Source organism: Mammaliicoccus sp. FSL K6-3158 (genome assembly GCF_038005105.1).
Classification (GTDB): Bacteria; Bacillota; Bacilli; order Staphylococcales; family Staphylococcaceae; genus Mammaliicoccus; species Mammaliicoccus sciuri.
In genome coordinates, this window is sequence record NZ_JBBOSL010000001.1 from 1,078,402 (window position 1) to 1,103,459 (window position 25,058).

Annotated in this window: 29 protein-coding genes and 1 riboswitch; of the genes, 17 read left to right on the forward strand and 12 right to left on the reverse strand. The window is 31.3% G+C overall.

Annotation, left to right across the window (positions count from 1 at the left end; all coding sequences use genetic code 11):
- Positions 1-80 precede the first annotated feature (80 nt).
- Together menE and menC are read left to right on the forward strand one after the other, a co-directional pair.
- Positions 81-1,490, forward strand: a complete 1,410-nt coding sequence (gene menE / locus MHH94_RS05445; protein WP_119650479.1) for an o-succinylbenzoate--CoA ligase — start codon at positions 81-83, stop codon at positions 1,488-1,490.
- Complete coding sequence (gene menC, locus MHH94_RS05450; RefSeq protein ID WP_058591983.1) at positions 1,477-2,475, forward strand: o-succinylbenzoate synthase; 999 nt, start codon at positions 1,477-1,479, stop codon at positions 2,473-2,475. The genes menE and menC overlap by 14 nt, the downstream gene beginning before the upstream one ends.
- Positions 2,476-2,521: 46 nt before the next feature.
- On the opposite strand, the gene yidD is transcribed toward menC, so the two are convergent.
- The gene (gene yidD, locus MHH94_RS05455; RefSeq protein WP_025905546.1) at positions 2,522-2,746 is read right to left on the reverse strand and encodes a membrane protein insertion efficiency factor YidD; all 225 of its coding nucleotides are present in this window, start codon (positions 2,744-2,746) and stop codon (positions 2,522-2,524) included.
- Between the two features lie 10 nt (positions 2,747-2,756).
- Positions 2,757-3,542, reverse strand: coding sequence for a hypothetical protein (locus MHH94_RS05460; protein WP_106417460.1), 786 nt, complete (start codon positions 3,540-3,542; stop codon positions 2,757-2,759).
- 66 nt (positions 3,543-3,608) lie between these two features.
- On the opposite strand from MHH94_RS05460, the gene ytkD reads away from it, so the two are divergent.
- Both ytkD and MHH94_RS05470 read left to right on the forward strand, forming a co-directional pair.
- On the forward strand, positions 3,609-4,073 hold the full coding sequence (ytkD, locus tag MHH94_RS05465; protein ID WP_107609444.1) for an RNA deprotection pyrophosphohydrolase: 465 nt from the start codon (positions 3,609-3,611) through the stop codon (positions 4,071-4,073).
- Complete coding sequence (locus tag MHH94_RS05470) at positions 4,057-4,833, forward strand: alpha/beta hydrolase family protein (protein ID WP_172968511.1); 777 nt, start codon at positions 4,057-4,059, stop codon at positions 4,831-4,833. The genes ytkD and MHH94_RS05470 overlap by 17 nt, the downstream gene beginning before the upstream one ends.
- Positions 4,834-4,854: 21 nt before the next feature.
- Here MHH94_RS05470 and pckA read toward each other — a convergent pair whose 3' ends face one another.
- Entirely contained in the window at positions 4,855-6,456 is a 1,602-nt protein-coding gene (gene pckA / locus MHH94_RS05475) for a phosphoenolpyruvate carboxykinase (ATP) (protein ID WP_048539512.1), read from the reverse strand.
- Between the two features lie 182 nt (positions 6,457-6,638).
- A riboswitch (SAM riboswitch) is annotated at positions 6,639-6,750 on the forward strand.
- Positions 6,751-6,853: 103 nt separating this feature from the next.
- On the opposite strand from pckA, the gene metK reads away from it, so the two are divergent.
- The 4 genes from metK to MHH94_RS05495 all read left to right on the forward strand — a co-directional run bounded on the left by metK (position 6,854) and on the right by MHH94_RS05495 (position 11,871).
- Positions 6,854-8,047 (forward strand): methionine adenosyltransferase, encoded by a 1,194-nt coding sequence (metK, locus tag MHH94_RS05480; protein WP_048539513.1) that lies wholly within the window; start codon positions 6,854-6,856, stop codon positions 8,045-8,047.
- A 600-nt stretch (positions 8,048-8,647) separates the two neighbouring features.
- The gene (locus MHH94_RS05485; RefSeq protein ID WP_340840042.1) at positions 8,648-9,559 is read left to right on the forward strand and encodes a nuclease-related domain-containing protein; all 912 of its coding nucleotides are present in this window, start codon (positions 8,648-8,650) and stop codon (positions 9,557-9,559) included.
- Between the two features lie 58 nt (positions 9,560-9,617).
- A complete protein-coding gene (locus tag MHH94_RS05490) occupies positions 9,618-11,000 on the forward strand; it encodes an NAD-dependent succinate-semialdehyde dehydrogenase (protein WP_058591986.1) in 1,383 nt (460 codons plus the stop codon).
- Positions 11,001-11,028: 28 nt separating this feature from the next.
- Positions 11,029-11,871: an aldo/keto reductase gene (locus MHH94_RS05495; RefSeq protein ID WP_078355935.1), complete on the forward strand. Its 843-nt coding sequence runs from the start codon at positions 11,029-11,031 to the stop codon at positions 11,869-11,871.
- Between the two features lie 89 nt (positions 11,872-11,960).
- Here the strand turns inward: MHH94_RS05495 and MHH94_RS05500 are convergent, their stop codons facing one another.
- Genes MHH94_RS05500 through MHH94_RS05515 form a run of 4 tightly spaced genes read right to left on the reverse strand, consistent with a single transcriptional unit; the run spans position 11,961 to position 13,911 of the window.
- Entirely contained in the window at positions 11,961-12,308 is a 348-nt protein-coding gene (locus tag MHH94_RS05500) for a fluoride efflux transporter FluC (protein ID WP_058591988.1), read from the reverse strand.
- Positions 12,305-12,670, reverse strand: coding sequence for a fluoride efflux transporter CrcB (crcB, locus tag MHH94_RS05505; RefSeq protein WP_058591989.1), 366 nt, complete (start codon positions 12,668-12,670; stop codon positions 12,305-12,307). Before crcB ends, MHH94_RS05500 begins: the two co-directional genes overlap by 4 nt.
- A 43-nt stretch (positions 12,671-12,713) precedes the next feature.
- Positions 12,714-13,016, reverse strand: coding sequence for a hypothetical protein (locus MHH94_RS05510; protein WP_078355934.1), 303 nt, complete (start codon positions 13,014-13,016; stop codon positions 12,714-12,716).
- A 46-nt stretch (positions 13,017-13,062) separates the two neighbouring features.
- Positions 13,063-13,911, reverse strand: coding sequence for a hypothetical protein (locus tag MHH94_RS05515; protein ID WP_048539520.1), 849 nt, complete (start codon positions 13,909-13,911; stop codon positions 13,063-13,065).
- Positions 13,912-14,108: 197 nt separating this feature from the next.
- On the opposite strand from MHH94_RS05515, the gene MHH94_RS05520 reads away from it, so the two are divergent.
- The 3 genes from MHH94_RS05520 (at position 14,109) to MHH94_RS05530 (ending at position 16,259) form a co-directional block, all read left to right on the forward strand.
- Positions 14,109-14,819 (forward strand): transaldolase, encoded by a 711-nt coding sequence (locus tag MHH94_RS05520; protein ID WP_058591991.1) that lies wholly within the window; start codon positions 14,109-14,111, stop codon positions 14,817-14,819.
- 321 nt (positions 14,820-15,140) lie between these two features.
- Positions 15,141-15,998, forward strand: coding sequence for a cation diffusion facilitator family transporter (locus MHH94_RS05525; protein ID WP_078355933.1), 858 nt, complete (start codon positions 15,141-15,143; stop codon positions 15,996-15,998).
- Positions 15,999-16,094: 96 nt separating this feature from the next.
- On the forward strand, positions 16,095-16,259 hold the full coding sequence (locus MHH94_RS05530; protein WP_162841912.1) for a hypothetical protein: 165 nt from the start codon (positions 16,095-16,097) through the stop codon (positions 16,257-16,259).
- A gap of 97 nt (positions 16,260-16,356) precedes the next feature.
- Here the strand turns inward: MHH94_RS05530 and MHH94_RS05535 are convergent, their stop codons facing one another.
- Positions 16,357-17,706 carry a PepSY-associated TM helix domain-containing protein gene (locus MHH94_RS05535; RefSeq protein WP_107609569.1) on the reverse strand — a complete coding sequence of 450 codons (1,350 nt, stop codon included), beginning with the start codon at positions 17,704-17,706 and terminating at the stop codon, positions 16,357-16,359.
- A gap of 211 nt (positions 17,707-17,917) precedes the next feature.
- Between MHH94_RS05535 and MHH94_RS05540 the strand changes: the two genes are divergently transcribed.
- Positions 17,918-18,307 carry a hypothetical protein gene (locus MHH94_RS05540; protein WP_058591994.1) on the forward strand — a complete coding sequence of 130 codons (390 nt, stop codon included), beginning with the start codon at positions 17,918-17,920 and terminating at the stop codon, positions 18,305-18,307.
- Between the two features lie 66 nt (positions 18,308-18,373).
- Entirely contained in the window at positions 18,374-19,006 is a 633-nt protein-coding gene (locus tag MHH94_RS05545) for an HAD family hydrolase (RefSeq protein ID WP_058591995.1), read from the forward strand.
- Here MHH94_RS05545 and MHH94_RS05550 read toward each other — a convergent pair.
- Entirely contained in the window at positions 18,997-19,668 is a 672-nt protein-coding gene (locus tag MHH94_RS05550) for a helix-turn-helix domain-containing protein (RefSeq protein WP_158258787.1), read from the reverse strand. The genes MHH94_RS05545 and MHH94_RS05550 overlap by 10 nt on opposite strands.
- Positions 19,669-19,765: 97 nt before the next feature.
- Between MHH94_RS05550 and MHH94_RS05555 the strand changes: the two genes are divergently transcribed.
- Both MHH94_RS05555 and MHH94_RS05560 read left to right on the forward strand, forming a co-directional pair.
- Complete coding sequence (locus MHH94_RS05555; RefSeq protein WP_078355930.1) at positions 19,766-20,221, forward strand: hypothetical protein; 456 nt, start codon at positions 19,766-19,768, stop codon at positions 20,219-20,221.
- Positions 20,222-20,245: 24 nt separating this feature from the next.
- The gene (locus tag MHH94_RS05560; RefSeq protein WP_084755484.1) at positions 20,246-21,067 is read left to right on the forward strand and encodes a DUF5996 family protein; all 822 of its coding nucleotides are present in this window, start codon (positions 20,246-20,248) and stop codon (positions 21,065-21,067) included.
- A gap of 25 nt (positions 21,068-21,092) precedes the next feature.
- Here the strand turns inward: MHH94_RS05560 and MHH94_RS05565 are convergent, their stop codons facing one another.
- Both MHH94_RS05565 and MHH94_RS05570 read right to left on the reverse strand, forming a co-directional pair.
- The gene (locus tag MHH94_RS05565) at positions 21,093-21,581 is read right to left on the reverse strand and encodes a competence protein ComK (protein ID WP_232179746.1); all 489 of its coding nucleotides are present in this window, start codon (positions 21,579-21,581) and stop codon (positions 21,093-21,095) included.
- Positions 21,582-21,655: 74 nt separating this feature from the next.
- Entirely contained in the window at positions 21,656-22,132 is a 477-nt protein-coding gene (locus tag MHH94_RS05570) for a sigma-70 family RNA polymerase sigma factor (RefSeq protein WP_084755485.1), read from the reverse strand.
- A gap of 278 nt (positions 22,133-22,410) precedes the next feature.
- Here MHH94_RS05570 and MHH94_RS05575 point away from each other — a divergent pair, with 278 nt between their 5' ends.
- Both MHH94_RS05575 and MHH94_RS05580 read left to right on the forward strand, forming a co-directional pair.
- The gene (locus tag MHH94_RS05575) at positions 22,411-22,632 is read left to right on the forward strand and encodes a hypothetical protein (RefSeq protein ID WP_025905232.1); all 222 of its coding nucleotides are present in this window, start codon (positions 22,411-22,413) and stop codon (positions 22,630-22,632) included.
- 187 nt (positions 22,633-22,819) lie between these two features.
- Positions 22,820-23,749, forward strand: a complete 930-nt coding sequence (locus tag MHH94_RS05580; RefSeq protein WP_048539530.1) for an N-acetylglucosaminidase — start codon at positions 22,820-22,822, stop codon at positions 23,747-23,749.
- A gap of 403 nt (positions 23,750-24,152) precedes the next feature.
- Here the strand turns inward: MHH94_RS05580 and MHH94_RS05585 are convergent, their stop codons facing one another.
- Complete coding sequence (locus tag MHH94_RS05585; protein WP_048539531.1) at positions 24,153-24,986, reverse strand: DUF6612 family protein; 834 nt, start codon at positions 24,984-24,986, stop codon at positions 24,153-24,155.
- Positions 24,987-25,058 lie beyond the last annotated feature (72 nt).

Consider the following 25,058-nt stretch of genomic DNA (forward strand, 5'->3'; position numbering starts at 1 on the left):
TTTTGATGTTTTAAAGCATTTTTTATGTTTAAATTCAAAAATATCGTTATAATGAATAATGGTATAAGGAGGTCCAAACGATGAAACATTGGATTGAACAACAGGTGTCTCGAACACCACATAAAATTGCAATTCAACAAGGTGATGTTGAATTAACTTATGAAGAGCTATTTAACGATTCTAAAAACAAAGCACATTACATTAAGCAACTACAATTGAAAAGAGTTGGACTATATATAAAGAATGATATTAAACATGCATCACTTATCATTGCAGCTTGGTTAGCAAATGTAGAAGTGGTTATGATTAATACAAAGTTAACACCAGTCGAAATTGAACAACAATTGGACAGTATTGGTGTTCAAACTGTCTTTACGTATAAACCTTTACATATTAAACAAAATTGTATCGATATCGAGGATATATATTTGGACGACATTAAACATGAAGATTATGATTTTACGTTTGATATGGATGATATTGCGACGATTATGTTTACTTCTGGTACAACTGGTCCTGCAAAAGCTGTACCACAAACTTTTTCAAATCATTATTTTAGTGCAATAGGTTGCAAAGAAAGTCTCGGCTATGATGAATCAACGAGATGGTTGTCCGTATTACCGATATACCATATTTCAGGTTTAAGTGTGTTAATACGTAGTTTAATTGAAGGTTTTACTCTTATTTTAGAACCGAAATTTGATGTTGATCGCGTGATATATTTAATTAAAAATGATAACATCACACATATTTCATTAGTGCCTCAAACACTACAATGGTTGATGCAAGATGAGTTAACACGACCATATCAATTAGAAAAAATATTGTTAGGCGGCGCAAAGTTATCTGAAACGATGATTAATAAAGCGTTAGACAATCAATTGCCGATATATAATTCGTTTGGTATGACTGAAACATGCTCTCAGTTTGTTACAGCAAGTCCAGAGATGTTACGTGAAGAACCAAGTACAGTAGGGAAAGTACCTTCAAATGTAAGACTCAAAATTTTAAATCAAAATGAAGAAGGACATGGGGAAGTCGCTGTATCCGGTGGCAATGTGATGAATGGCTATTTAACAGTTAGTCAGAATTCAGATACATTTGAAGATGGTTATTTTAAAACAGGTGATGTTGGATCAATAGATGATTCCGGTTATGTATATATTTATGATAGAAGAAAAGATTTAATCATTAGTGGTGGAGAAAATATTTATCCATTTGAAATTGAACATGTTATATTAATTCATCCGGATGTTCAAAATTGTGTTGTTGTACCAGTTGATGATAAAAAGTGGGGTCAAGTACCTGCATTAGTGTATGAAGCGGAACAGACTATCCAAGATGATACATTTAAAAATATACTCAATAATAAATTAGCAAAGTATAAACACCCAAAATACTTTTATAAAATAAACGAAATTCCAAGAACTTCAACTGGTAAACTTTCAAGATATAAAGTAAAGGCGTGGGTCATGAATGAGAAAAAATAGTTTGCATTTCTATAGATTCAAAGCACCTTTCAGAGTACCGATACGAACACCTTTAATAGCATTAAATGAGCGAGAAGCATTAATTGTAGAATGGCAAGATATGAATGGGTCTACGTATTATGGTGAATGTAATGCGTTTAATAGTGACTGGTATCATTTCGAGACAATAGATAAAGTTGAAGAAACTTTAATAAAATGGTTTGAAAAACATGAATTTGTTGATTTTAATAGTTATCCATTATGTTGTGAATTAATAGATGAACTCATCGAATATCCGAATGCACGTAGCGTTATGTCTATGATATTTTTTCAGAAATTCCATGAGTTAAAGCCGATTGAAGTGGCATATGGTGCAACAATTAATCAAAATATTGAATACTATTTTAAGCAATATAATGGTGAATTACCAACGAGAATTAAATTAAAATGGCATGAAGAAGTTAATCGAGATATAGATTTTTTAACAGAACATTATCCACAAATACAAAGAGCGATTGATGCAAATGGTGTGTTAAATCATGAACATGTGTCTTTATTAAATACATTTAAAGATGAACAATTTATATATATTGAGCAGCCATTTTCTAAATATGAGGACTATTTTGAGCATATTAGTGCGCTTAAGTTACCAGTATTTATTGATGAAAGTGCTCTAAATTTAGAGCAAATTATTCAATTTAATCAGCATAACCTGATCGATGGTGTTGTGATTAAACCTTCACGTGTTGGAGGTATAGATAAAGCGCTTGAAATTATAGAATATTGTCGCGAACATCAACTTAAATATGTCATAGGTGGGATGTATGAATTTGGACTCAGTAGTTACTATACTGCATACTTAGCTCAGCAAAGTTCTTATCCGAGTGATGTAACACCAAGTGATTATTACTTTACAGAAGATTTCGTTGTTAATAGTGCAAAGACTCAAGGTCATCAAATTAAATATTTGCCACCAATCGTTGATAAAGATAAATTAACAAAATAAAAGGCATATGTGCTAAATTTTTAGCGCATATGCCTTTAAATAAATGTTATGAATCTTTTTTAGGTGGAACAGGATCGTATCCACCTGGATGAAATGGGTGGCATTTTAAGATACGTTTCGTACCTAACCAAGTTCCTTTTATGACACCATATTCTGAAATAGCTTCAACAGCATAGTTAGAACATGTAGGTTGGAACCTGCATGTAGGTGGTGTCAATGGGGATATATATCGTTGATAAAGGCGTATTAATTTAATAAATACTTTTTTCATATCAATGCTCCTATTTATAATTGTTTTTCGTTAAGTTCTGGTATGGTTTAACATCAGTGGAATTGAATTTATAGAAAGCTGTTGTCTGTTTCATATGGATGTTAATCGTTTCATTTTTAATTTTTCCAGTTGCTTTAATGTTAAAGGTTAACGTTTTTGGTAATGTTTTGTCTTTTTGGAATGTAAGTTTAAACTTACCACTTTTAATTTTTAAGTCATTAATATTGCTTAATGACGCTTGATCTGCCAGTGGTGATTGACTAAATCCTAGTTGATAGAGATACTCCATAACTTTTCCTGTACCTTCATATGAAAGAGTATTGTTTTCTAAAGTGACATCATCTTCAATAGGTTTTAGTAAACTTTGATTAAAAGTCGTTAAATCGAACCAATCTTGCCCAATTTTTTGATAATAATCGATCTCGGCATTTTTTGCATGAAAATTTAAATACTTAGATTTAGGGGAGGATTTGATTTCGTTTGAATCAATCCAAACACTTTTATTATGCACTGGAATTTGTTTTGTATTACTTTTTTGTTCGACATTAAATGCAAGTTTATCATGGTGGTTTGTTCGGCCATGTGACAGTTGTTTAAGCGTTGTTTTTTTATCTTGAAAATCAACTGTTGTTTCGTTAGTAGATTTAATCGAATGTGAATCTACTTTTTTAATGTTTTTTTGAAAAGCTTCGATAGCATCGCTACTATCATCAAATTTATTTTGACCTTCTGGACTACAACTTGCTAGAATAAGAGTAATTGTTAATACTAAGGTCGTTAAGGTTAACTTTTTCAATATCTTCTACCTTCCTAATAATATGTATATACAGTTTATCATAATTGAAGAAAGAGGTCGTGTATCATGCGCTACAAAGATCCAAATGGATTGGATGTTGATTTAGTATATAAATGTCCAACAGATCAACAAAATGCGAAACATGTTCTTGGTATTCCGATTTTTAATAATGAATATGTGTTAACGCATCATAAGATAAGAGGTATTGAATTTCCTGGTGGGAAAGTTGAACCAAATGAAACGAATAAAGAGGCTGTTCAGCGTGAATTATATGAAGAAACGGGTGCGGTCGCTAAAAATATAACGTTTATAGCTTCATATACTGTACATGATAAAATCCCATTTAATAAAGATGTCTATTTTATTGAGGTCGAATCAATGGATAGCAATAAAGCATATTTCGAAACTTATGGACCCGTTATTGCTAAAGAAATCAATGATATACCTGAAGAAGAAAAGAGCTTTCTTTTAAAAGATACAGCAATATTAAAGTGCGTTGAAAGGGTGTATAAACTTGGATTTCTACAGTAAGAAAAAAATGCCAGTTTTCTTTAATCATCATCTAACTGAAGAAGTGATATATGAAGTGGATGAATTGAAAGTCAGAGGCATGTTGATGACACCAAATAAACGTGTTAATCGCATAGTTGTATATTTACGTGGTGGCAAAGGACAAGTAGGTAGAGTGAGACCAGGTCGTATGGCGCAATTTAAAGATAAACATACACTTGTATTTGCACCTTATTACAGAGGTAGTAACGGTAGTGAAGGTAGAGACGAATTTTGTGGTGATGACCTTCATGATGTTATAGAAGGGATAGAAATATTAAAATCACACTATCCAAATGTTCCTGTTCATATGATTGGATTCTCTAGAGGAGGTATTCAAGGCTTACTTACGTATCAAAAAGTGAAAGCAACGAGTTATATTATATGGGGCGGCGTGTCAGATTTACTAATGATGTACGAAGAACGAATAGATCTAAGAGGGATGTTAAAAAGAATGGTTGGACATCCTAAAAAACAATTTGAAGCTTATGCACGTAGAAATGCATTGCAATCTATTCATAAAGACAGTCCACCTATATTAATCGTTCATGGTGATAAAGATAAGCAAGTAAATATTAATATGGCATATCATTTAGAAGAACATTTAAAGCAAGAAGCGGTTGAACATCAAACGATCTATTTAAATGGAGAAGGGCATGTTTTAAGACCAGAAATAGAAAAGCAAACATTGTTACAAATCAAAGAATGGATGTATAAATGTGAAAAAAGCTTGGACCAATAAGGCCCAAGCTCTTTTAGTATTTTATAAGCGATTATACGTAAATCCGCCCTCTTCTTGAATATGTTCAGAAGACTCTCCGAATTTACTGAAGTTTTCTTTGAAGTTCTTAGCAAGTAATTTTGCTTTTTCGTCATATGCGTCAGAAGATACCCATGTATTACGTGGATATAATATTTCCGAAGGTACACCTGGTACATGTTTCGGGATATTAAGGCCAAAGATATCATCTTGAACAAATTCTGAATTCTTAATTTCTCCACTAATTGCACGACGAATCATTGAACGGGTATGTTTCAAATCCATTCTTGAACCTACTCCGTATTCGCCGCCAGTCCAACCAGTGTTTACAAGATAAACATCTACATTATGTTCATCAATTAATTTACCAAGTAATTCAGCGTATTCAGTCGCATGTAATGGTAAGAAAGGTGAACCGAAACATGTTGAGAATACTGGTTGAGGGCTTGTTACGCCTCTTTCTGTACCTGCTAACTTAGAAGTGAAACCACTTAAGAAATGATACATAGCTTGAGATTTATCTAATTTAGAAATAGGTGGTAATACGCCAAATGCATCTGCAGTTAAGAAGATAATTGTATTTGGGTGACCAGCTATTGATGGTGTAATAATATTATCGATAAAATCTATTGGGTATGCAGCCCTTGTATTTTCAGTTAATGTAGTGTCGTCATAATCAACTGAACCATTAGGATTTACGGTAACATTTTCTAGAACTGTACCATAACGAATAGCATCGTAAATTTGTGGTTCTTTTTCACGACTAAGACTTACTGTTTTAGCGTAGCAACCACCTTCAATATTGAAGACACCATTTTCGTTCCAGCCATGTTCATCGTCTCCGATTAATTTTCTATTAGGATCTGCAGATAACGTTGTTTTACCTGTACCAGATAGACCAAAGAATAAAGCTACATCTTTGTTATAACCTACGTTTGCTGAACAGTGCATACTCATAATACCTTTTTTAGGTAATAAATAGTTCATTACTGAGAATATACCTTTTTTCATTTCACCAGCGTATTCAGTACCGCCAATTAGTATGACACGGTGTTTGAACGAAGTTATAATGAATGTCTCAGAATTTGTACCGTCTTTTTCTGGATCAGCTTTAAATCCTGGTGCACTAATAACAGTGAAATTAGGGCTGATATTAAGTGCTTCTTCTTTAGTTTCTGGGCGGATAAACATGTTCTGTGCAAATAAATTATGCCAAGGCATTTCGTTAATCACGCGTAAATTTAATCGTGATGATTCATCTGCACCTGCATATCCATTAAAGACATAAAGTTGTGATTTTTGGTTTAAGTAGTCAATAACTTGGTCATATAAATTTAAAAAGTTACTTTCTGAGATAGGTTGGTTGATTGTACCCCAATCAATATCTTGTTCAGTATCTTCCTCTTTAACGATAAATTTGTCTTTAGGAGAGCGACCTGTGTATTTACCAGTTTCCATTCTGATTGCGCCAGATTCTGTTAATACGCCTTCTCCTGCTTCTAGAATGTGATTATATAATTCAGTTCTAGAAAGTTGCTGTAGTGTTGTGTCCTTCTTTAAAAGGTTTGAAAGTTCGATTGATTCGGTAATTGACTGTATTGCCATAAATGACGACCCCCATGTCTAATATTAGTGTTGTAAGCATTTTCATGGAATTAGTATAACACATTAAAATATATAGTCTATACTAATGAGTAAATTTGTTATAAAAAATTTTTGGAAATTTGAATGTGTTTCGTTCCATTGACATATTATGAAAACTTTAGTATTATCATTTCTGACGGATTCTCTTATCCTGAGTGGTGGAGGGACATGGACCCAATGAAACCCAGCAACCTCTTTCTAATGAAAGAAAGGTGCCAAACCGTTTGCAGACCAATATTGTCTGAACGATAAGAGCGAATGGACGAGTGTGCCTTCTCTCTATATCTTTATTGAGAGAGGGCACTTTTTATTTGCGCTGAGGAAGAGACCGTACAACTTTATTTAAAGGAGATTTTTTATGTCAAAGAATAGAAGACTCTTCACATCAGAATCAGTAACAGAAGGGCATCCAGATAAAATTGCGGACCAAATTTCCGATGCTATCCTGGATGAATTATTAAAAGGCGATCCTAAAGCAAGAGTAGCTTGTGAAACAACAGTAACAACTGGTATGGCTTTAATTGCAGGTGAAATTTCTACTTCAACATATGTAGATATCCCCAAAGTAGTTAGACAAACAGTAAAAGATATAGGATACACAAGAGCGAAGTATGGTTATGATTTCCAAACGATGGCGATTTTAACTGCTATTGATGAGCAATCACCAGATATTGCACAAGGTGTAGATTGCGCACTAGAAGATAGAGATGATTTATCAGATAGAGAAATAGAATCAATTGGTGCAGGTGACCAAGGTCTTATGTTTGGTTTTGCTACAAATGAAACGGAAACATACATGCCTTTACCAGGATATTTAGCTCACCAACTTGCGAAGAAATTAACAGATGTACGTAAAGACGGTACTTTAGAATATTTACGTCCAGATGGTAAGACACAAGTAACAGTTGAATATGACGAAAATGACAAACCAGTAAGAGTAGATACAATCGTTATTTCTTCACAACATCATGAAAAAATTGAATTAGAAAAAATTCAACAAGATATTAAAGATCATGTTATCTATCCAATCGTACCTAAAGAATTATTAGATGAAGAAACTAAATTCTTTATCAATCCAACAGGTAGATTTGTAATTGGCGGACCACAAGGAGATGCTGGATTAACGGGTAGAAAAATCATTGTAGATACATACGGTGGTTATGCAAGACACGGCGGAGGATGTTTCAGTGGTAAAGATCCTACTAAAGTAGATAGATCAGGTGCATACGCTGCTAGATATGTCGCTAAAAATATAGTAGCAAGTGGATTAGCAGATAAATGTGAAGTTCAATTAGCATATGCAATTGGAGTAGCACAACCAGTATCCATTTCAATAGATACTTTTGGTACAGGTAAAGTAGAAGAAACTGTATTAGTAGAAAAAATAAGAGAAGTATTTGATTTAAGACCAGCAGGCATTATTCAAATGTTGAACTTAAGACAACCAATCTACAAAAAGACAGCAGCATACGGTCACTTCGGTAGAACAGATGTTCAATTACCATGGGAACAATTAGATAAAGTAGATTTATTAAAAGACTTATTAAAATAAACAATTACGCTCTGTATAGAATCTTACGGGATTTATGCAGAGTTTTTATTTTATTTTAGAAGGAAGTTGGGGTGTTATTAGCAGTTTTAGTTAGAAGTGCAAATAAGGATACCGGTATTAACACTTCTAAGTAGTTTTGTAATTAAGGCGGTCCATAGTAACATTTCAGCTGACTTTTGTAATTAACGCCCTCGTTATGAACAGGTGTAGGCGAAAGTGTTCACAACGCCCTCGTTATGAACAAGTTTAGGCAGAAGTGTTCACAACAGCCCCGTTACCAACAAGTTTGGGTAGAAGTGTTCGCAACGCCCTCGTTATGAACAAGTTTGGGCGAAAGTGTTCACAACGCCCCCGTTATGGACAAGTTTGGCCTGAAGTGTTCACAACAACGCTCATAATTACAATTCATGCAAGTTTTGTAACAGCAATCCGCTGTATATTCATAAAATATTTACTATTAAAGTGTGGTTTAACTACTCAAATGTATGAAGTATAAGAAATTACGTTATATTATCAATATATTTCATGATATATACTGAATTTATTTGTAATTTTTACTATAATGGAATTAATACATATGAAAGGGAGCGATCTACAATTATGAGTCAATTAGAACCGATTCATTATGGATTAATCGCAGCGGTCGTCATTGCGATACTATTTATTATATTATTCTTTGTTTCATTAAAACAGAAACAAAAATCTTTGAATAAGATTCAAGAAGCTCATAAAAAAGAAAATGAGACGCTTAAATCTGAACATAAAGAAAAGTTAGATCATGAAAGAGTTGAAAATAAAAAGGTTCTAACGAAACAAGAAGAAACACATCAAGAAGCAATTTCACAAAAAGAAAGAGAAATTGACTCATTAAAGTTATTTTCTAAGAATGAAGGGGAATATATAACTGATAGACACTTGTTAGAGTTAAGAGACCAACTTGTAAATGAACGTCGTATCAGACCTGAAGACATGCAAATTATGGCTAACATCTTCTTACCTAAAGATCCATTAGGTAAAGTTCGACAAATAGATCATTTAGTCTTAACAAGAACGGGTATTTATGTAATTGACTCTAATTTAGTAAGTGGTCATATCTATCACGGTATTACAGAACAGCAGTTTAGTGATTTTCCAGTATTAGGACAAGTCTTTGAAACATTGGATTTAAACCCAAACAAAGAACAAACGTTATTACTTGAAAAACAACCAAATAATAAAACTGCAGCTTTTCATTCATATACTAATGAAGTTAAAGAAGTTGATAATACAACTGAAGAATTGCAAAGACAGTTAGAACTTAAATATACACCGACACCTATTATTTACTTCCATCCAAATGAAGTAAGTGAAGCAACTATCAGTAATTATTCACAAGACCCTAACATTAAAGTGTTAGTTGGTGAAAAACAACTTCAACACTTCTTTAATAAATTTGTATTTCATGGTAGATTCCAATATAGTGTGGAAGACCTTGAGAGAATTATGGATGAAATTGAAAAGTTTAACCCGTAATAACTAAGCGCTGCATATTATGTAGCGCTATTTTTATACTAAAAAGGTGGTTATAAGTATGGTAAAAGAAAATTTTGAAGTTAAAAATCCTGCAACTGGTGAAGTAATCGAAACGATTAAAAACAATACGGAAGAAGATATTAACAGCAAGATTGAAAAGGCACATGATGCTTTTCAAACATACAAAAAGAAACCAGCTCATGAACGTAGTGCATTGTTATATAAATGGTATGAATTGATTCTCGAAAATAAAGAAGAAATTGCCTTAATTATGACAAAAGAAAGTGGGAAGCCATTAAAAGAAGCTTTAGGTGAAGTAAAATATGCGTCAGATTATATATTATGGTTTGCTGAAGAAGCTAAACGTACTTATGGTAGAACTATTCCAGAACATATTGATAACAAACGACTCATCGTTACACGTGCACCTGTTGGCGTTGTAGCGAGCATAACACCTTGGAACTTCCCAGCAGCGATGATGACTAGAAAAGCAGCACCAGCATTAGCAGCAGGGTGTACATTTATATGTAAGCCAGCACAAGATACACCTCTTACAACAATGAAATTAGTTGATCTTGCACATGAAGCAGGATTTGATCAAAGTGTTATCCAATATGTAAATGGTTCAGGTAAAGACGTCGGTGCAATTTTCACAAAGCATCCTTTAATTTCAAAAATTACTTATACAGGTTCAACGCCTGTAGGTAAGCAATTAATGGAACAATCTAGTTCGACATTGAAGAAAGTAACGCTTGAATTAGGTGGTCATGCACCTTTAATTGTTCACGAAGATGCAAATATAGATAAAGCAGTTCAAGGAACAATTGCATCTAAATTCAGAAATGCAGGACAAACTTGTGTATGTGCAAATAGAATTTACGTACAAGAATCTATTAAAGACGCGTTTGAAGATGCGCTCAGAACAGAGGTCAGTAAATTAAAAGTAGGCGATGGTCAAGATGAATCAACAGATATAGGTCCTGTTATTAACGTAGATGGTTTTGAAAAAATTAAATCTCATATTGAAGATGCAACAAGTAAAGGCGCACGTGTGATTACTGGAGGGGATAGCTATAAAGATGGTGGTTATTTTATTACACCAACTGTTCTATCTGACGTTTCAGACGATATGAAAATCATGGTAGAAGAAACATTCGGACCAGTAGCACCAATTCAAACTTATAAAGATTTAGATGAAGTTATCATAAAAGCAAACGATACACCATTTGGTTTGGCAGCATATTTCTTTACTGAAAACTATAGTAATGGTATAAAGTTGTATGAGAACTTAGATTATGGTGTAATTGGTTGGAACGATGGTGGACCAAGTGCAGCTCATATTCCATTCGGTGGAATGAAGGAAAGTGGATTTGGTAGAGAAGGTGGTTCAGAAGGTATTGAACCATATTTAGAAACTAAAGTTGTTTCAATTTTAATTTAAGTATCGTCTAAAATTAGGAGGCAGTAAAATGACACAGAAAATAATTGAGTTTTACAACGGAAATTCTATACCAGCTTTAGGGTTAGGGACATTCAGAGTAGAAAATAATGATGAATGTAGAGAAGCGGTTAAACATGCTATTATAAGTGGTTATAGACATATAGATACTGCTCAAACTTATCACAACGAAGAAAAAGTCGGACAAGGTATCAAAGAAGGATTAGAAGCAACAGGATTAAATAGAGAAGATTTATTTATTACAACTAAACTTTGGATGACAGATTACGGTAGAGAGAATGTTCAATCAGCCTATGAAGCATCTTTAAAAAGATTAGGTTTAGATTATGTAGATTTATATTTAATCCATTGGCCAGGTCAAGATAAAGATCTTATTACTGAAACATGGAAATCTATGGAAGATTTATACAATGAAGGTAAACTTAAAAACATTGGTGTAAGTAACTTCCATGTACATCATTTAGAAGAATTATTACAAGAAGCTTCTATTAAACCAGTTATTAATCAAATAGAATGTCATCCATACTTAACTCAAAAAGAATTAAGAACGTATTTAGAAGCACAAAAAATTGTTGCACAATCATGGTCTCCTTTAATGAACGGACAAATACTGGAAGATGAAGTTGTAAAAGAAATTGCAAATGAGTTAGGTAAAACACCAGCTCAAGTTATTATAAGATGGAATATTGATGAAAATATTGTTGTTATTCCTAAATCAGTAACACCATCAAGAATTGAAGAAAACTTAAACGTATTTGATTTTGAGTTATCAGAAGATCAACTTTCAAGATTAAATGCTTTAAATAAAGACGAAAGAATCGGACCAGACCCAGAAGTCTTTACTGGTCAATAATTAACACAAAAGGACTGATAAGAAAATTTATTCTTATCAGTCCTTTTTCTTTTGTCTTAGATATAAAGGTACCTATTACGTAAGTGATTTTATAAGTGATATCCTAAATAACATGCTCCAATTGATAGTATGACTGTAGATATTATATAAATAGTCATCATTTTATATGATTTTAATAAGTATCGTTCATAAATTTCTAAAAAGTGAGTAGAGAATGTTGTAAATCCACCGCAAAAGCCTATTGCGATAATTGCATATGAATAAGAATCGTCATTTAAATATTGAGCGGCAAATCCAATTATAAGGCTACCAATTACGTTGACTGTTAAAGTAGCGATTGGGAAGTGGTTTGTATACAGTTTAGTGAAGAATTCATTCACTAAATTTCTGCAAAGTGCACCTATACCTGAACTTATCATAATATATAATAACGTCATGCTTGGTCAGTTCCTTTCCTATAACCTATTGCAATAAATATGAAACCTAGAAGTAAACTAACGAGTAAATAAGTACCTGCAACTAATATATGTCCATGTTCTAGTAGCTCGACTGTTTCTAAGCTTAAAGATGAATAGGTTGTTAAAGCACCTAAGAAGCCTGTTGTTATTAATTTTTTAATATTTGGGTGTAAATTGAAATAGCTAATAAAATATGTAGAGAATATACCCATTAAAAGTGCTCCGATTACGTTAACAGTCAATGTGGGGAATGGGAAGGCGTCATTAGTGATCGTTAACGAAACTAAATATCTTAGCCCTCCACCTATAGCACCGCCTAAAAATATTGCTAAATATACCATTTAATAAACCTCCTCATTAAAAAAAGGAAACATTATGTTTCCCTTAAATTATTCCGAAAAATCTTATTATAACGACAATATGATATAAAATGACGATGAATAAAACGAGTGGTAAAAGTTTATTCAATTTTGAAAGCGTTGTGTGTTTATCAGTTTGATATTTAATTGACTTATCAGTTGTAAAGACAGCAATTAATAATAAAATACCGTTTAAAATACTACTTATTAGTACGAGCGAAACTAAAGAACCAAACATCGTTTCTAAAAGTGGATTTTGTGCACTTAAAAATAAACTAATAATAATAAGTATAATTGATATATAAAAATAGCGTTTAGCTTTATCCATGATGCCCTCCAAAAATTCCGTATAATCGTTTATGTTATCACATAAATTATTTTATTGCATCTAATAATTCCATTACTTCTTCAAAGTCGTCCATTTTTTTACAATGACTAGGAATGATGAAAAGAGAGGTATTCGCATTTTCTTTTAAATCAATAAGCTTTAAATGGGTTTCAATGAAAAGTTCGCCGTTGTATGCTTTGCGCAACAATCTTTTAGTAGGAAGGTCATTCTTTTGAATATTTGAACGGCACCATGCGGCATCGCTACACATAAAAATCATTAAATTAGAGAATGTCATCATTAAGCCGAATTGACCTGGCATGGCTCCTGGCAAATCAAAACTAACTAATGCATCTTGATTAAAGACTTTATATCCTTTACCCAAAATAGGATGTTCAGTTTGTACAAAATCTTCTACAAATTCAATGCGTTCTTTAAAGTTATTTGGCATAACATGAAAGCTTAATTGAAGGTTATTGTTGGAAACTTGTTGTGTAATAAAATCATGATAAGCTTCACTTGAGGTTATGATAGTTGCATTTTTAAATGCGTTTAAATAACCGAGATGATGGCTTGAAAAGTTTGTGATAATACAATAATCAATTTCATCTGGGTGTATATGGTCTTTTAATAATTGGCTTGGTAAAGTTTCATACACTTTATAGTCTTGTCTGCGAAATAATTTTAAAGTTTTTAAATCAGTACTTGGTTTAACATGTTCTGAAAAGCCTGTGTTAATGAGTATTTTGAAATCGTTAATTTCTAAATAATAGGAAAAAATATAGTACCGCTCAACTCGGCTCGTAGGGCTATTATTGATGACTGCTTCGTCACCTAAAAATGACCCAGTCGTATAAAGTTTGAAATGCTTTATTGTTTCTATATTATCAGCCATCAAAATACACCACCTAAGCAATTATATTTATATTACTTAAAAAATATTATTTGGTTATTATTAATTCTTATTATGCCATAAAGCACTTCAAAATACATTTAAAATAACTTGGATATTGTGTTTTAATCAAATAGTTTAGTAAGCGATTGCAAATTATGGTACGATAAATGCACAACAAGTAGAAAGGAATGAAATTCATGAGTAATCTTAAAGTACAAGTTTTTGCTGATGGTGCGGACATTGAAGAAATGAAACAAGCCTATCAGAATAAAGAAGTTGATGGTTTTACAACAAATCCAAGTTTAATGAAAAAAGCAGGTGTAACGGATTATAAAACATTTGCTGAAGATGTGGTTAAAGCAATACCAGATGCTTCGATTTCATTTGAAGTATTTGCAGATGATATAGAAACAATGGCTAAAGAAGCAGAAATTTTAAAACAATATGGTGAAAACGTATTTGTCAAAATTCCTGTTGTAAATACACAAGGTGAATCAATGATTCCTTTAATTAAAAAATTATCAGAAAATGATGTTAAAGTTAATGTCACTGCTGTTTATACAATTGAACAAGTTAAAGAAATAGTAGAAGCAATTAAACCAGGTGTTGAAACATATGTTTCTGTATTCGCAGGTAGAATTGCTGATACAGGTGTAGATCCACTACCATTAATGAAAGAAGCAGAAAAAGTTTGTCATAGTAAAGAGGGCGTTAAATTATTATGGGCAAGTTGCCGTGAATTATTTAATGTTATTCAAGCAGACGAAATCGGCGTCGATATCATTACTTGTCCTAAAGATGTGGTAGCAAAAGTACCAAATATCGGAAGAGATATTAATGAATTATCTGTTGATACAGTTCAAGGATTTGCTAAAGATATTAAAGCAAGCGGATTAAGCATTTTATAAGAATGAAGTTCATCAAACCCAGCGAAGTTATCTAACTTTGCTGGGTTTTTAGTTTGCTAAGAAAAATGATTTTTAGGCGTTAGAAAAGTCGGGCGAAGTGTAACTAAGGGCGTCCATAGTAACAAATATCATAAGAACATATATTGAAAATTTTTAGATATATAAATAATATATTATAAGAGAATATGTATTTGAAATATAGGTATACCTAAAACATAAATATGCGAATTAATTTATATTATTTTACGATAACTAATTCATTAACTTGTCTCAAATTTTGTTATATAATCATATTTCAGTGAAAAAATTGGAGTGTTGGAAATGGCAAATAATTTGAGAATTGCACAACGTGGCGCATATATAAGTTTGGTTACTTATATTATTCTTTCTATTTTGAAATTTGCAGTTGGTACAACTTATAATTCATCTGCATTAAAGGCGGATAGTTTAAACAACTTAACAGATATATTTGTTTCTGTGGCAGTACTTATAGGTTTGAAGATTTCAATCAAACCTGCTGATAAAAATCACCCTTACGGACATATGAAGACTGAAAATATTACAACTTTGATTGTATCTTTTATCATTATGTTTGTCGGGATAGAAGTTATTTCTAGCAACATTCCTAAATTACTTCAAGGTGACTATAGTGAACCTAGCACACTGACAATATGGGTTAGTTTTATAAGTGGTATTATAATGATTTTAGTATATTTATTTAATTGGAAGTTAGCGATTAAAACTAAAAGTACATCATTAAAATCAGCAGCAAAAGATAATCTGTCTGATGCGTTAGTCAGTATTGGTACTGGTATTGGTCTTATATTCACACAATTTGGTCTACCTATAATTGATATTATACTTGCTGTTATTCTAGGCTTAATTATTGTTTATACTGGTTTTACTATTTTTAAAGAATCAATATTTACTTTAAGTGATGGTTTTCATGAAAAAGATTTAAATAATTATATAGAAGAAATTGAAAATATAGACGGCGTATTAGACGTGCCATCTATAAAAGGGCGTTATCATGGTAATAGTGTATTTCTTGATGTAACGATCATTGTCGATAAAGATTTAACCCTAGATGAAGCCCATGATATTTGTGATTTAGTTGAACAACAATTAAAAGAAGCAGGCGCATATTCTTCTTATGTTCATCCTGAGCCCAACTTGTAATTAATTTATTATGAAATTAAAATATTAAAATAAATTAAATAAGTATGATATTATTAGTATATGAGTGTTTGATAAATATCTAAGGGGATGTTATTCATGCAAATACTAGGAAAAGGATATGAAAATGACCATCATTATTTTCATGTTATTACTGATAAAAATCATCTTATAAAAGTTAGAGTGCCTGATGATATGGATGATCATGATTTAAGACACTTACTTGAAGCAGTTTGTAACGATTATGACGAGGCTAATAGCTAAGTTTAATGAATATATGAATGCATTTAAATATTTGTATAAAAATAAGCATATCACGTGTTATCTGAATTTAATTTCAGAAGCGTGATATGCTTTTTATTTACACTGTATGTAACTTTTTATGTCGTTTCCATAAGAAGAATTCTATAATAGCGACTGGAATTAGCGATAATCCGAATAATGGCATTGCGATTCCTAATATAACTAAGAATACAATGAGTCCAATTGGAACTTGATTACTAGTTCTTATTGGTGCGCTAAATGAGTTGGATTTCTTTCGTTTCATCCATGATAAGAAACCAAATGTAATGCCGCTAATAAAGGCTAAACAAACTAATAGGTTAATGATTTTATTTGCAGTTCCAAATAGGTGACCTTCATGTAAAGGTATACCGAAACTGAACCATTTACCGATAATACCATAATCATCATAATCTACTTTATCTAAAAGTTTACCTGAGTATTGATCGAAATATGCTGTCGTTTCCTCTTTAGGTGGAACATCTAATCCTGTAACGCCAGTATTACTACTTTTAGAAACGGTAAATACACCTTTTTCATCAGTAGGGTAAACGATAGAGAATGGCTTTTTAATGCCATTTTCTTCAGCATCTGCGATAATATTTTCTAAACTTTGTTGTCCATCTGCACCAATTACATTACTGGTAGAACCATGATGTGCGGCATGTGGATCTTTTTTAGATGAAGGTTTCTCCTTAGTACGCGTTGCCCATGGTAATTCATTATCTTCTGATTCTGGTGGGTTAGCTTTTAACGCTGAATAACCGATCGTTGGATGATCTTCGGCAAATTGGTTAATTTGTTTACCCATAAGCGCTGACCACGGTAAGCCTGTTAGTACGATTATAAATATTGGAATAGCTATAATAAGTCCTATAATCGCGTGTAATCGTCTATTAAATAAGAATGATGATTTCTTTTTAGTTGGTTTCAATGCTTTTGATTTAAAAGTTAAATAAATACCTGATATAATCATAAAAATTGTCCAACATGCTGCTAGCTCAACTAAATAATTTACAAAACTACCACCAACAAATAAAGAACTATGTGTTTCTCTTAATACGTTGGAATATGTATATTTAGCGTTTTGATTTGCAACTCTTTGGTTATGTTCGTCCAAGAAAATATAGCGTGAATCACCATCTTCATTCCCGATGGTAACTCTGTTATTGTATGGCTCGTCCATAATACTGATTTTTTGAATGTCGAATCCTTTATATACATCTCTAATTTCTTGAATAGCATCATCTAATGATTGATGACCCTTTGTTACGCTATCATTGAAAAATTCATCATGGTAAATGTTATTTTCTACATTTGTAAAAAATAAATAACCAATACCAGTAAGTGAGAGTGTTAATAATAAAGGTGTAATAAAGAAAGCAGCATAAAAATGTAACCTTCTCAATGGATTAAAACTTTTGTTCATGTACTCAACCTCTATTTCAAATAATATATAAGTTCTATTTAACGTTATTATTTTTTGAAATAAATTACAATATGGAAACGACGTAATTTTTGAACCTTTCGTGAAAACCGAAAAAATTATGTAATAAATGACTTGAAAATGTAATAATAAAATACTCTAAATATTCAGTTTAAAATGTTAAAATATAAGCAACGGGATGAGGTGAATGACTATGTTAACAAACCTAAAATTATTCAACGATAACGATAATCGTACACAAATTATTAATCAATTTTACACAGGATTAAATCAAGAGAATATACACGATGCTGTTATTTCTTTAGAAGAGAGAAAGTATCATGATTTTCCGCATGGTTCAGTATATTTCAAGAATGATTTATCTAATGCTAAACAAGATGAATTAAACTTAAATGAGTCAGATGGTTTATTTATAATTGAAGAGAACGGGTCCCAAAAAGGATCCATTATTCCATTACATGAAATCGTGCAATATTTAGCGACAAATAGAGAACGCATTGCACTGGAAAAATCACTGAGTTTAATTCAATTAGAGAACATTATCGATCGTTTAGAATTGACACTTAAATCAGAAGATTTATAATCGAAATAAGAGACCGGGATTAAGAATAGTCCTAGTCTCTTATTTTTTAGAATGGAGTGTTTAAACATGTACGATGCAATAATATTTGATTTTGATGGTACGATAATAGATACAGAAATTAATTTATTTAATACTCTAAATAAACATATTGATCAAAAGAATAACGAAAAAATAAGTTTAGATGAATATAAAGCTTCTATCGGATCAGTATCAGAAGAATTAAATGATAAAATATTAAATGCATTAGGTTCGAAAAAGGCTTTAGAAGAGATGTTTGAAGATCATTATGAAGGTACGAAATCTTTACCTATAAAACCAGTGGTCAAAGAATTAATAGATTATGGTCGTGAAAACCAGAAAAAAATGGGTATAGCAACTAGTAGTTATAAAGCGCATATTATGCCTAACATACAAAGATTAGAATTGGATCAATATGTCGATGTTATAAAAGGGCGTGAAGATGTTGCTTTTGTTAAACCCAATCCAGAATTATATATTCAAGCAGCACATGATCTTAATGTAGAACCAGATAAGTGTTTAGCAATTGAAGATACGACGAATGGTGCACAAGCTGCAATAGAAGCTGGAATGGATGTAATCGTTATAACGCATGAAATTACAGAAGATTTGAATTTTGATTCATTAAATATTTTAGCGAAGAATATTGAGGCTGAAGAAATCATCAATCGCTATTTATAATGTGAATATATATTGTATCTTTTTCTAAAATGAAGCGGCGTCATGTTTCGATGATTTTTAAAGACCTTTGTAAAGTGAGCTTGGTCATAAAAACCATATTCTATAGCTATGTCTGAAATAGATTGATTTGTATTGAATATAAGTGCAACAGTAGCTTCAAATAAATGACGTTGCCAATAATGATTGTGGTGGTTATATCTTACATAAGAATCGTTAGTTGGAATTTCAGAATAGGGTGGTTGTTTAACATCATCTAATAGCGTAATGATACTCGTTGAAACATTCGTCGTTAATCTTTCCTTATGATACGGTGCAAGTAGGTTAAGAATATTTAAGTGATTACTTACTTTATCAAATTTGTAAGATTGAATAATGGGAAAGAAATTTTTGAGTAAGAAATATTCATAAATATTTGAAGCTAATGTATATACCATTAATTTATTAATATTAAGTATACATATTTGACCATTAATTGCATAAATAAAGCTATATTCATCAAATGGTACAATGCACAAAAATCCTTTATCCAATGTCATCATGTAATTCGATGTATGATAAAAAATATTAATATAGCCATTTGTGACATATATGATTGATGCATCTTCATTATGATAAATCCATTTATTTTCGTGTGAAATATGGTTGATATTAAAATTAAACATCATTTTCACTCCTTCAAAATAGCAATTTTGAAAAATAATCAACGTATAGATTGATTAATGTTATAATTAAAATATTAATGAATTTTAGAGGTGTGTAATGAATAACGAACAATATAAATCTATTGTTTATAAAAAGCTTTGGTTTATAAATAAAAAAGAAAAAAATTTAGCGCATGAAAAATTAAACCATCATGCAGATAAAAATTTAATCGATAAATATGGTAAACCAAGTAAATTTGTGAATGAATTTGTTGAAAAAGAAATTATAGATAAAGCAACACCACCAAGTAGTTTGTATAAAGTGATTACGTTAGGTGGCTTATTATTTGGAAATGTCTTAATGGCAGGCATTTTAATAACAGCTGCTTTGTTGATATTGGGGACATTTACTTTATATTTTACAAAACCAATTGGTGAAGCATTAACATTACAAGCCTTATATCTTGTCTTAGGTATTGTGCTATTTTATATAGGTTATAAAGGTATCAAATGGGTAAATGCATTCTTTACAAGGCGTTTGCTAATTGCTAGAAGATTTAAAGAATTTTCATAGATTACTGACTAGGGGGTGTTGTAGATGAGCTTGTTATATTTTGATGAATGGCGTGATACACGTGCAACAATAAGATATATTGTTCAAATTATGGGGAAATGTTGTTTAGCTGTGAATACACCTGAACCGTTATATAAGCACGTCATGTTAACAGTTAATCAAGTTGGGTTATCTACAGGCGAATTAAAAAAAGACAATCATACATTTGAAATTAACTTAGATTTAATTGATCAGTTAATAGTCGTTAAAATAGATGAAAAAGAAGAAACTATGATCGTCAAATCAGGACGTACGATTCAAGAATATTATCAATTTATATTTGATACATTGCATGATAACGGCATTGATATCACAATCAATACGAAGCCATATAATATTCCATATGAAAAAACGCTAGATGAAGATGACAAAGAACGAATCTTTAATCCAAAGACTGCATATCATGCACTTAGATTAATGCAGCAAGCTCAATATGATCATTATCAATTTTTACATTCAAGGAATATTAAAGATGTCAAAACAGGTTTGTTTTGGGATAAATTTGATGTAACATCTATTTTTTATGTAGAAGGTAATGATGAGTATACTGTATCACTTTGTTATTACTTTGGAGATAAATATAGAGAGTCTCCTTATTATATTATAAAGATTAATCCTTTTAAACAAGATAAAATCAACTTGAAACAAGTAGAACCATCATATGCTGAATATAATGGTAAAGATGGAAGCTTTTTAATCTATGAAGAAGATTTAGAAAGTATTATTAGAAGAGATGAAGTACTACTGACATTCTTTAATAGTGCATACCAAGCATTGTTATCAGGTGTAAGTAGCAAGTTAATATAGAATGACAAAAAAAGCCGTTACGCAATTAGTGCGTAACGACTTTTTTAATATTTACAGAAGGATTTTGACTGTAAAGATGATGCTTTTGAAACTGAATGAGTCTTAATGATTCACCGAGTTTCCTACTGATTATATGATTTTCATGATATATGACTTTAGTTTGCTGATTAATTAATAACAATTTAGTGTAATGTTTGTATGCGTCGATATGAACAATGTGTTTACTGTTAATGAGCATATAATTATAGTTAGATTTTGCGCTTGTTGGAAATAATACGAAATCTTCAGAGGCATATATGAGAATGGGAAGAAGTTTAGAAATGTTTAAGACATATTTAGCGTAATGTTCTCTTGATTTTAAACTTGCCCCTTCAATTTTTAGTGCTTCATTAATAAGATAGGGGATAGAGTGATTGGTATAAACAGTTGATTGATTTAAATATTCAATTTGGAATCTATAAGCTGAATCATCAGAGTATTTCAGTAATGTCATATTAGGATTGATCAAATTCATATGTTGCACCTCCTATATAACATGTTACTTGAATTTTGGGAAAAATATTGTAATTTTTGAAGAAATATTTGTAATTAAATTAAAAAATGTGATCTCAATTTACGTCGCGCATTTTTACGATAATACTTAATGGAGGATTCACTTTTATTTAAATATATCGCAATTTCTTGGGTTGAGAATCCTTGTAATGTTAGCTTTAACCACATGAGTTCATCTTGAGATAAAATCTCTAACATACTAAATGTTTCAAATTGATGAGATTCAATAAAGCTTTGGTCTAACATTTCATGATTTGAAGTGGGTGATACACGGTTTGAATCTTTACTTTGCTTTCTGATGCAGTCAATGAGGTAATACTTTAATTTCGTATATAAATATTTATCTAGTGAAGCGGTCTTTGAAAAATCGTATCGCTCAATTTCAGTCCATAGTTTAATTAATAACAGTTGATAATAATCTTCGTAACCATATTTGATTTGATATCGATGAAGTAAATAATGAATCATATTTTTATATTGCTTATAATAATGTTCAAATTTGTGTTGTTTCATGTTGTCCTCTTTGGTGAGCATGCACACGGTTATTTCCGGATAAACGCATTGTAAATAATAAATAAGCACTTTAAAAATCAGTTATATATTAAAAAAATGGACAAACTTTAAAATAGAACATAATTTATGAGATTATTTTGAAAAAATAAAGACTTTTTCTCGAAAATATCTTATAAAAACATAGATTGAAATGATTTACATTTTCGCTTCAAACGTGTATATTTGGTTATATATATGGACATATGTTTTATTGGGGCAAAGATTAGGAGGCTCATCATATGGATTACGAACATCTAAATTTAGAACACTTTTTTGCAAGAAATAATGACTTGAATACGATAAGAGATAACGCAGATTTTGTAATGATTAACAACGTAAACAGATTTATGAATTATAGAAATGGCGAAGAAGAGGGTACAATCAATTTAAGCCACTATAACTATAAGAATAGATCAGCGGCAATGTCATTTATATTTATGAATTATTCAACTTATAAATAAGCAAACATACTTTCAAAGCATGTTTGCTTTTTTTTGTTGAAATATAATAGTAATTAAAACGTAACATTCTTATTTTTGAATAATAAGCTCTTATCCTATAGAATATAAAGAGTAAACTTTAATACAATTGTAAAAATTAGGTAATAAATTATGATTGATGGTGGTTTACAAATTTAGAGGTGAAACGATGAAAAATGCCAGGCTAGAAACCATTAAAAATTTAGTCATATTATCAATAGTCTTGTTAGTTATTGTTGGCCTGTTTTATTATTTGATTTCAGATCATTTAAAATTTTATGAAGTAGATAAACAAGAAGATAATGTAGAAGTTCCATTAACTTTAAGTAAAGCAGTAAATAAACAATATAAAAATGATACGAAAATGCAAGTAGCAACAGAGTCAGGCAATTGGAAAAATGCAACACGAAGCGAAATTTATGAAGTGATGGATGTAGAAAAAATCTTAAATGATAAAAAACAAGTATATCAATTCTTGAACTTATCAGAGTATCAAGGAATTGAAGAAAAACGAATTCATCATATGTTAAGAAAACAAGAAGTATTAGAAAATTATACAACAGAATTTTTAAATGCTGCTAAGAAAGAGCATGTTAATGAAGTGTATTTAATTTCTCACGCTATATTAGAAACAGGTAATAACAAAAGTGAGTTAGCAAATGGTGTCATGTTAACCGACAAAGGGAAAGTAACGAAATCTAAAGAAGAATCTGATGGTAAAAAGTATTATAACTTTTATGGTGTCGGTGCCTTAGACAGTGATCCTATCGGAACTGGCGCAAATTATGCTAAAAAAAGAGGCTGGGATACACCTCAAAAAGCCATATCAGGTGGCGCGAAGTTTATACATGATCATTATTTATCAAACCCAGAGCAAAATACATTATATAGTATGAGATGGAACCCAGAGAAACCTGGCGTACATCAATACGCAACAGATATTAAATGGGCACAAAGTAATGCACGTATAATAGCAGATTTCTATAACGAACTTAAAACAGAAGGAAAGTACTATATCGTATATAAATACCAAGATACAGATAAGTCACTTTCAATCAAAGCATTAGATGAAAAATTAGATAAACAAGAAGAAAAATAGTAATTAAGAAGACTCGAGACACTTGTCTCGAGTCTTTTTTGTGAAATGAGTATAGAAGTAGTCGTAATGGAAGACTGTTATAAGCAGATTTGGTGAGAAGTGTAAATACTGAGTGTGTTAGTAACACTTCAGTCGAGTTTTGTAATTAAGGCCATCCGTAGTAACAGTTCAGCTTACTTTTGTAACTATAACGGTCCGTAGTAACACTTCGGCTGACTATTGTAACTAACACCCCTGTTATGAACAAGTTTGGCGAGAAGTGTTCACAAGGCACCCGTTACGAACAAGTATAGCGAAAACTGTTCATAAGGCACTCGTTATAAACAAGTTTAGCGAAATATGTTCACAACACACCTGTCCAAATCAAAAAAGACTCGAGGCATTTACCTCGAGTCTTTACTAATTATGATGCTTTATCTGAACTGTTAGATGAACTACTGCTTGATGAGCTAGATGATCCGCCTTGTAAGTCTTCTATCTTTTTAGCGTCTTTTGCTTCATCTGGAATCTTAATTTCATCAATTTCGTTTAACTTATTATAAGTGACGTTTGTTTTCATATCAGCAGTTTCGTCATCTTTAGTTAATTTAGCATTTAATTTGTATGAATCAATTTGATTATCTTTATTTACTTTCAATATAGCGTTACCTTTAACTTTATCAACTTGTGATTCAAATTGCTCTAGTTGATCTTTGTTACCTGAGGCGTTTGCTAATTTAGTGAAATCTTCTTTGTTTTTGATGTCATATGTAAGTTCATATCCATCGTCAACTTTCTTAGCTTTCGCATCTTTAAAAGCACTTAAAGTTTTAGCGTATTTTTCATAATTTAATTGATCTAGAGAACTATCGATATTCATATTTTCTACTTGAGAAGATAAGTCTACCCATTGGTCATCTACTTTAGCAATCATTTTATCGCCTTGTACATAAATTGACATTTTCTGACCAGCTTGGTCCATATCTAATTTTGCTGTTTCTTTTTCATCAACATCCATGCCAACTTCTACAGTTTGACTATCTTCGCCTTTAGCAGAAACTTCGATTTTGTTATCAGTGTGATAGCTTTTAACATCTTTAGCATTGCTTTGTAAGTCTTTTACGACTTGACTAGAACTTTTAGTGTCATCTTTCTTTTCTGATTTTGTATCAGAATCTGAACTGTCTGATCCATTCCCACATGCTGCTAAAATAAGTGTTGATGATAAAAATAAACTTCCAAGTATTCTATATTTCATATTACTTCCTCCTTTGTTTTAACTATACTAACACTATGCAATTCATAATAGCAAAAAATTATATAATTACAT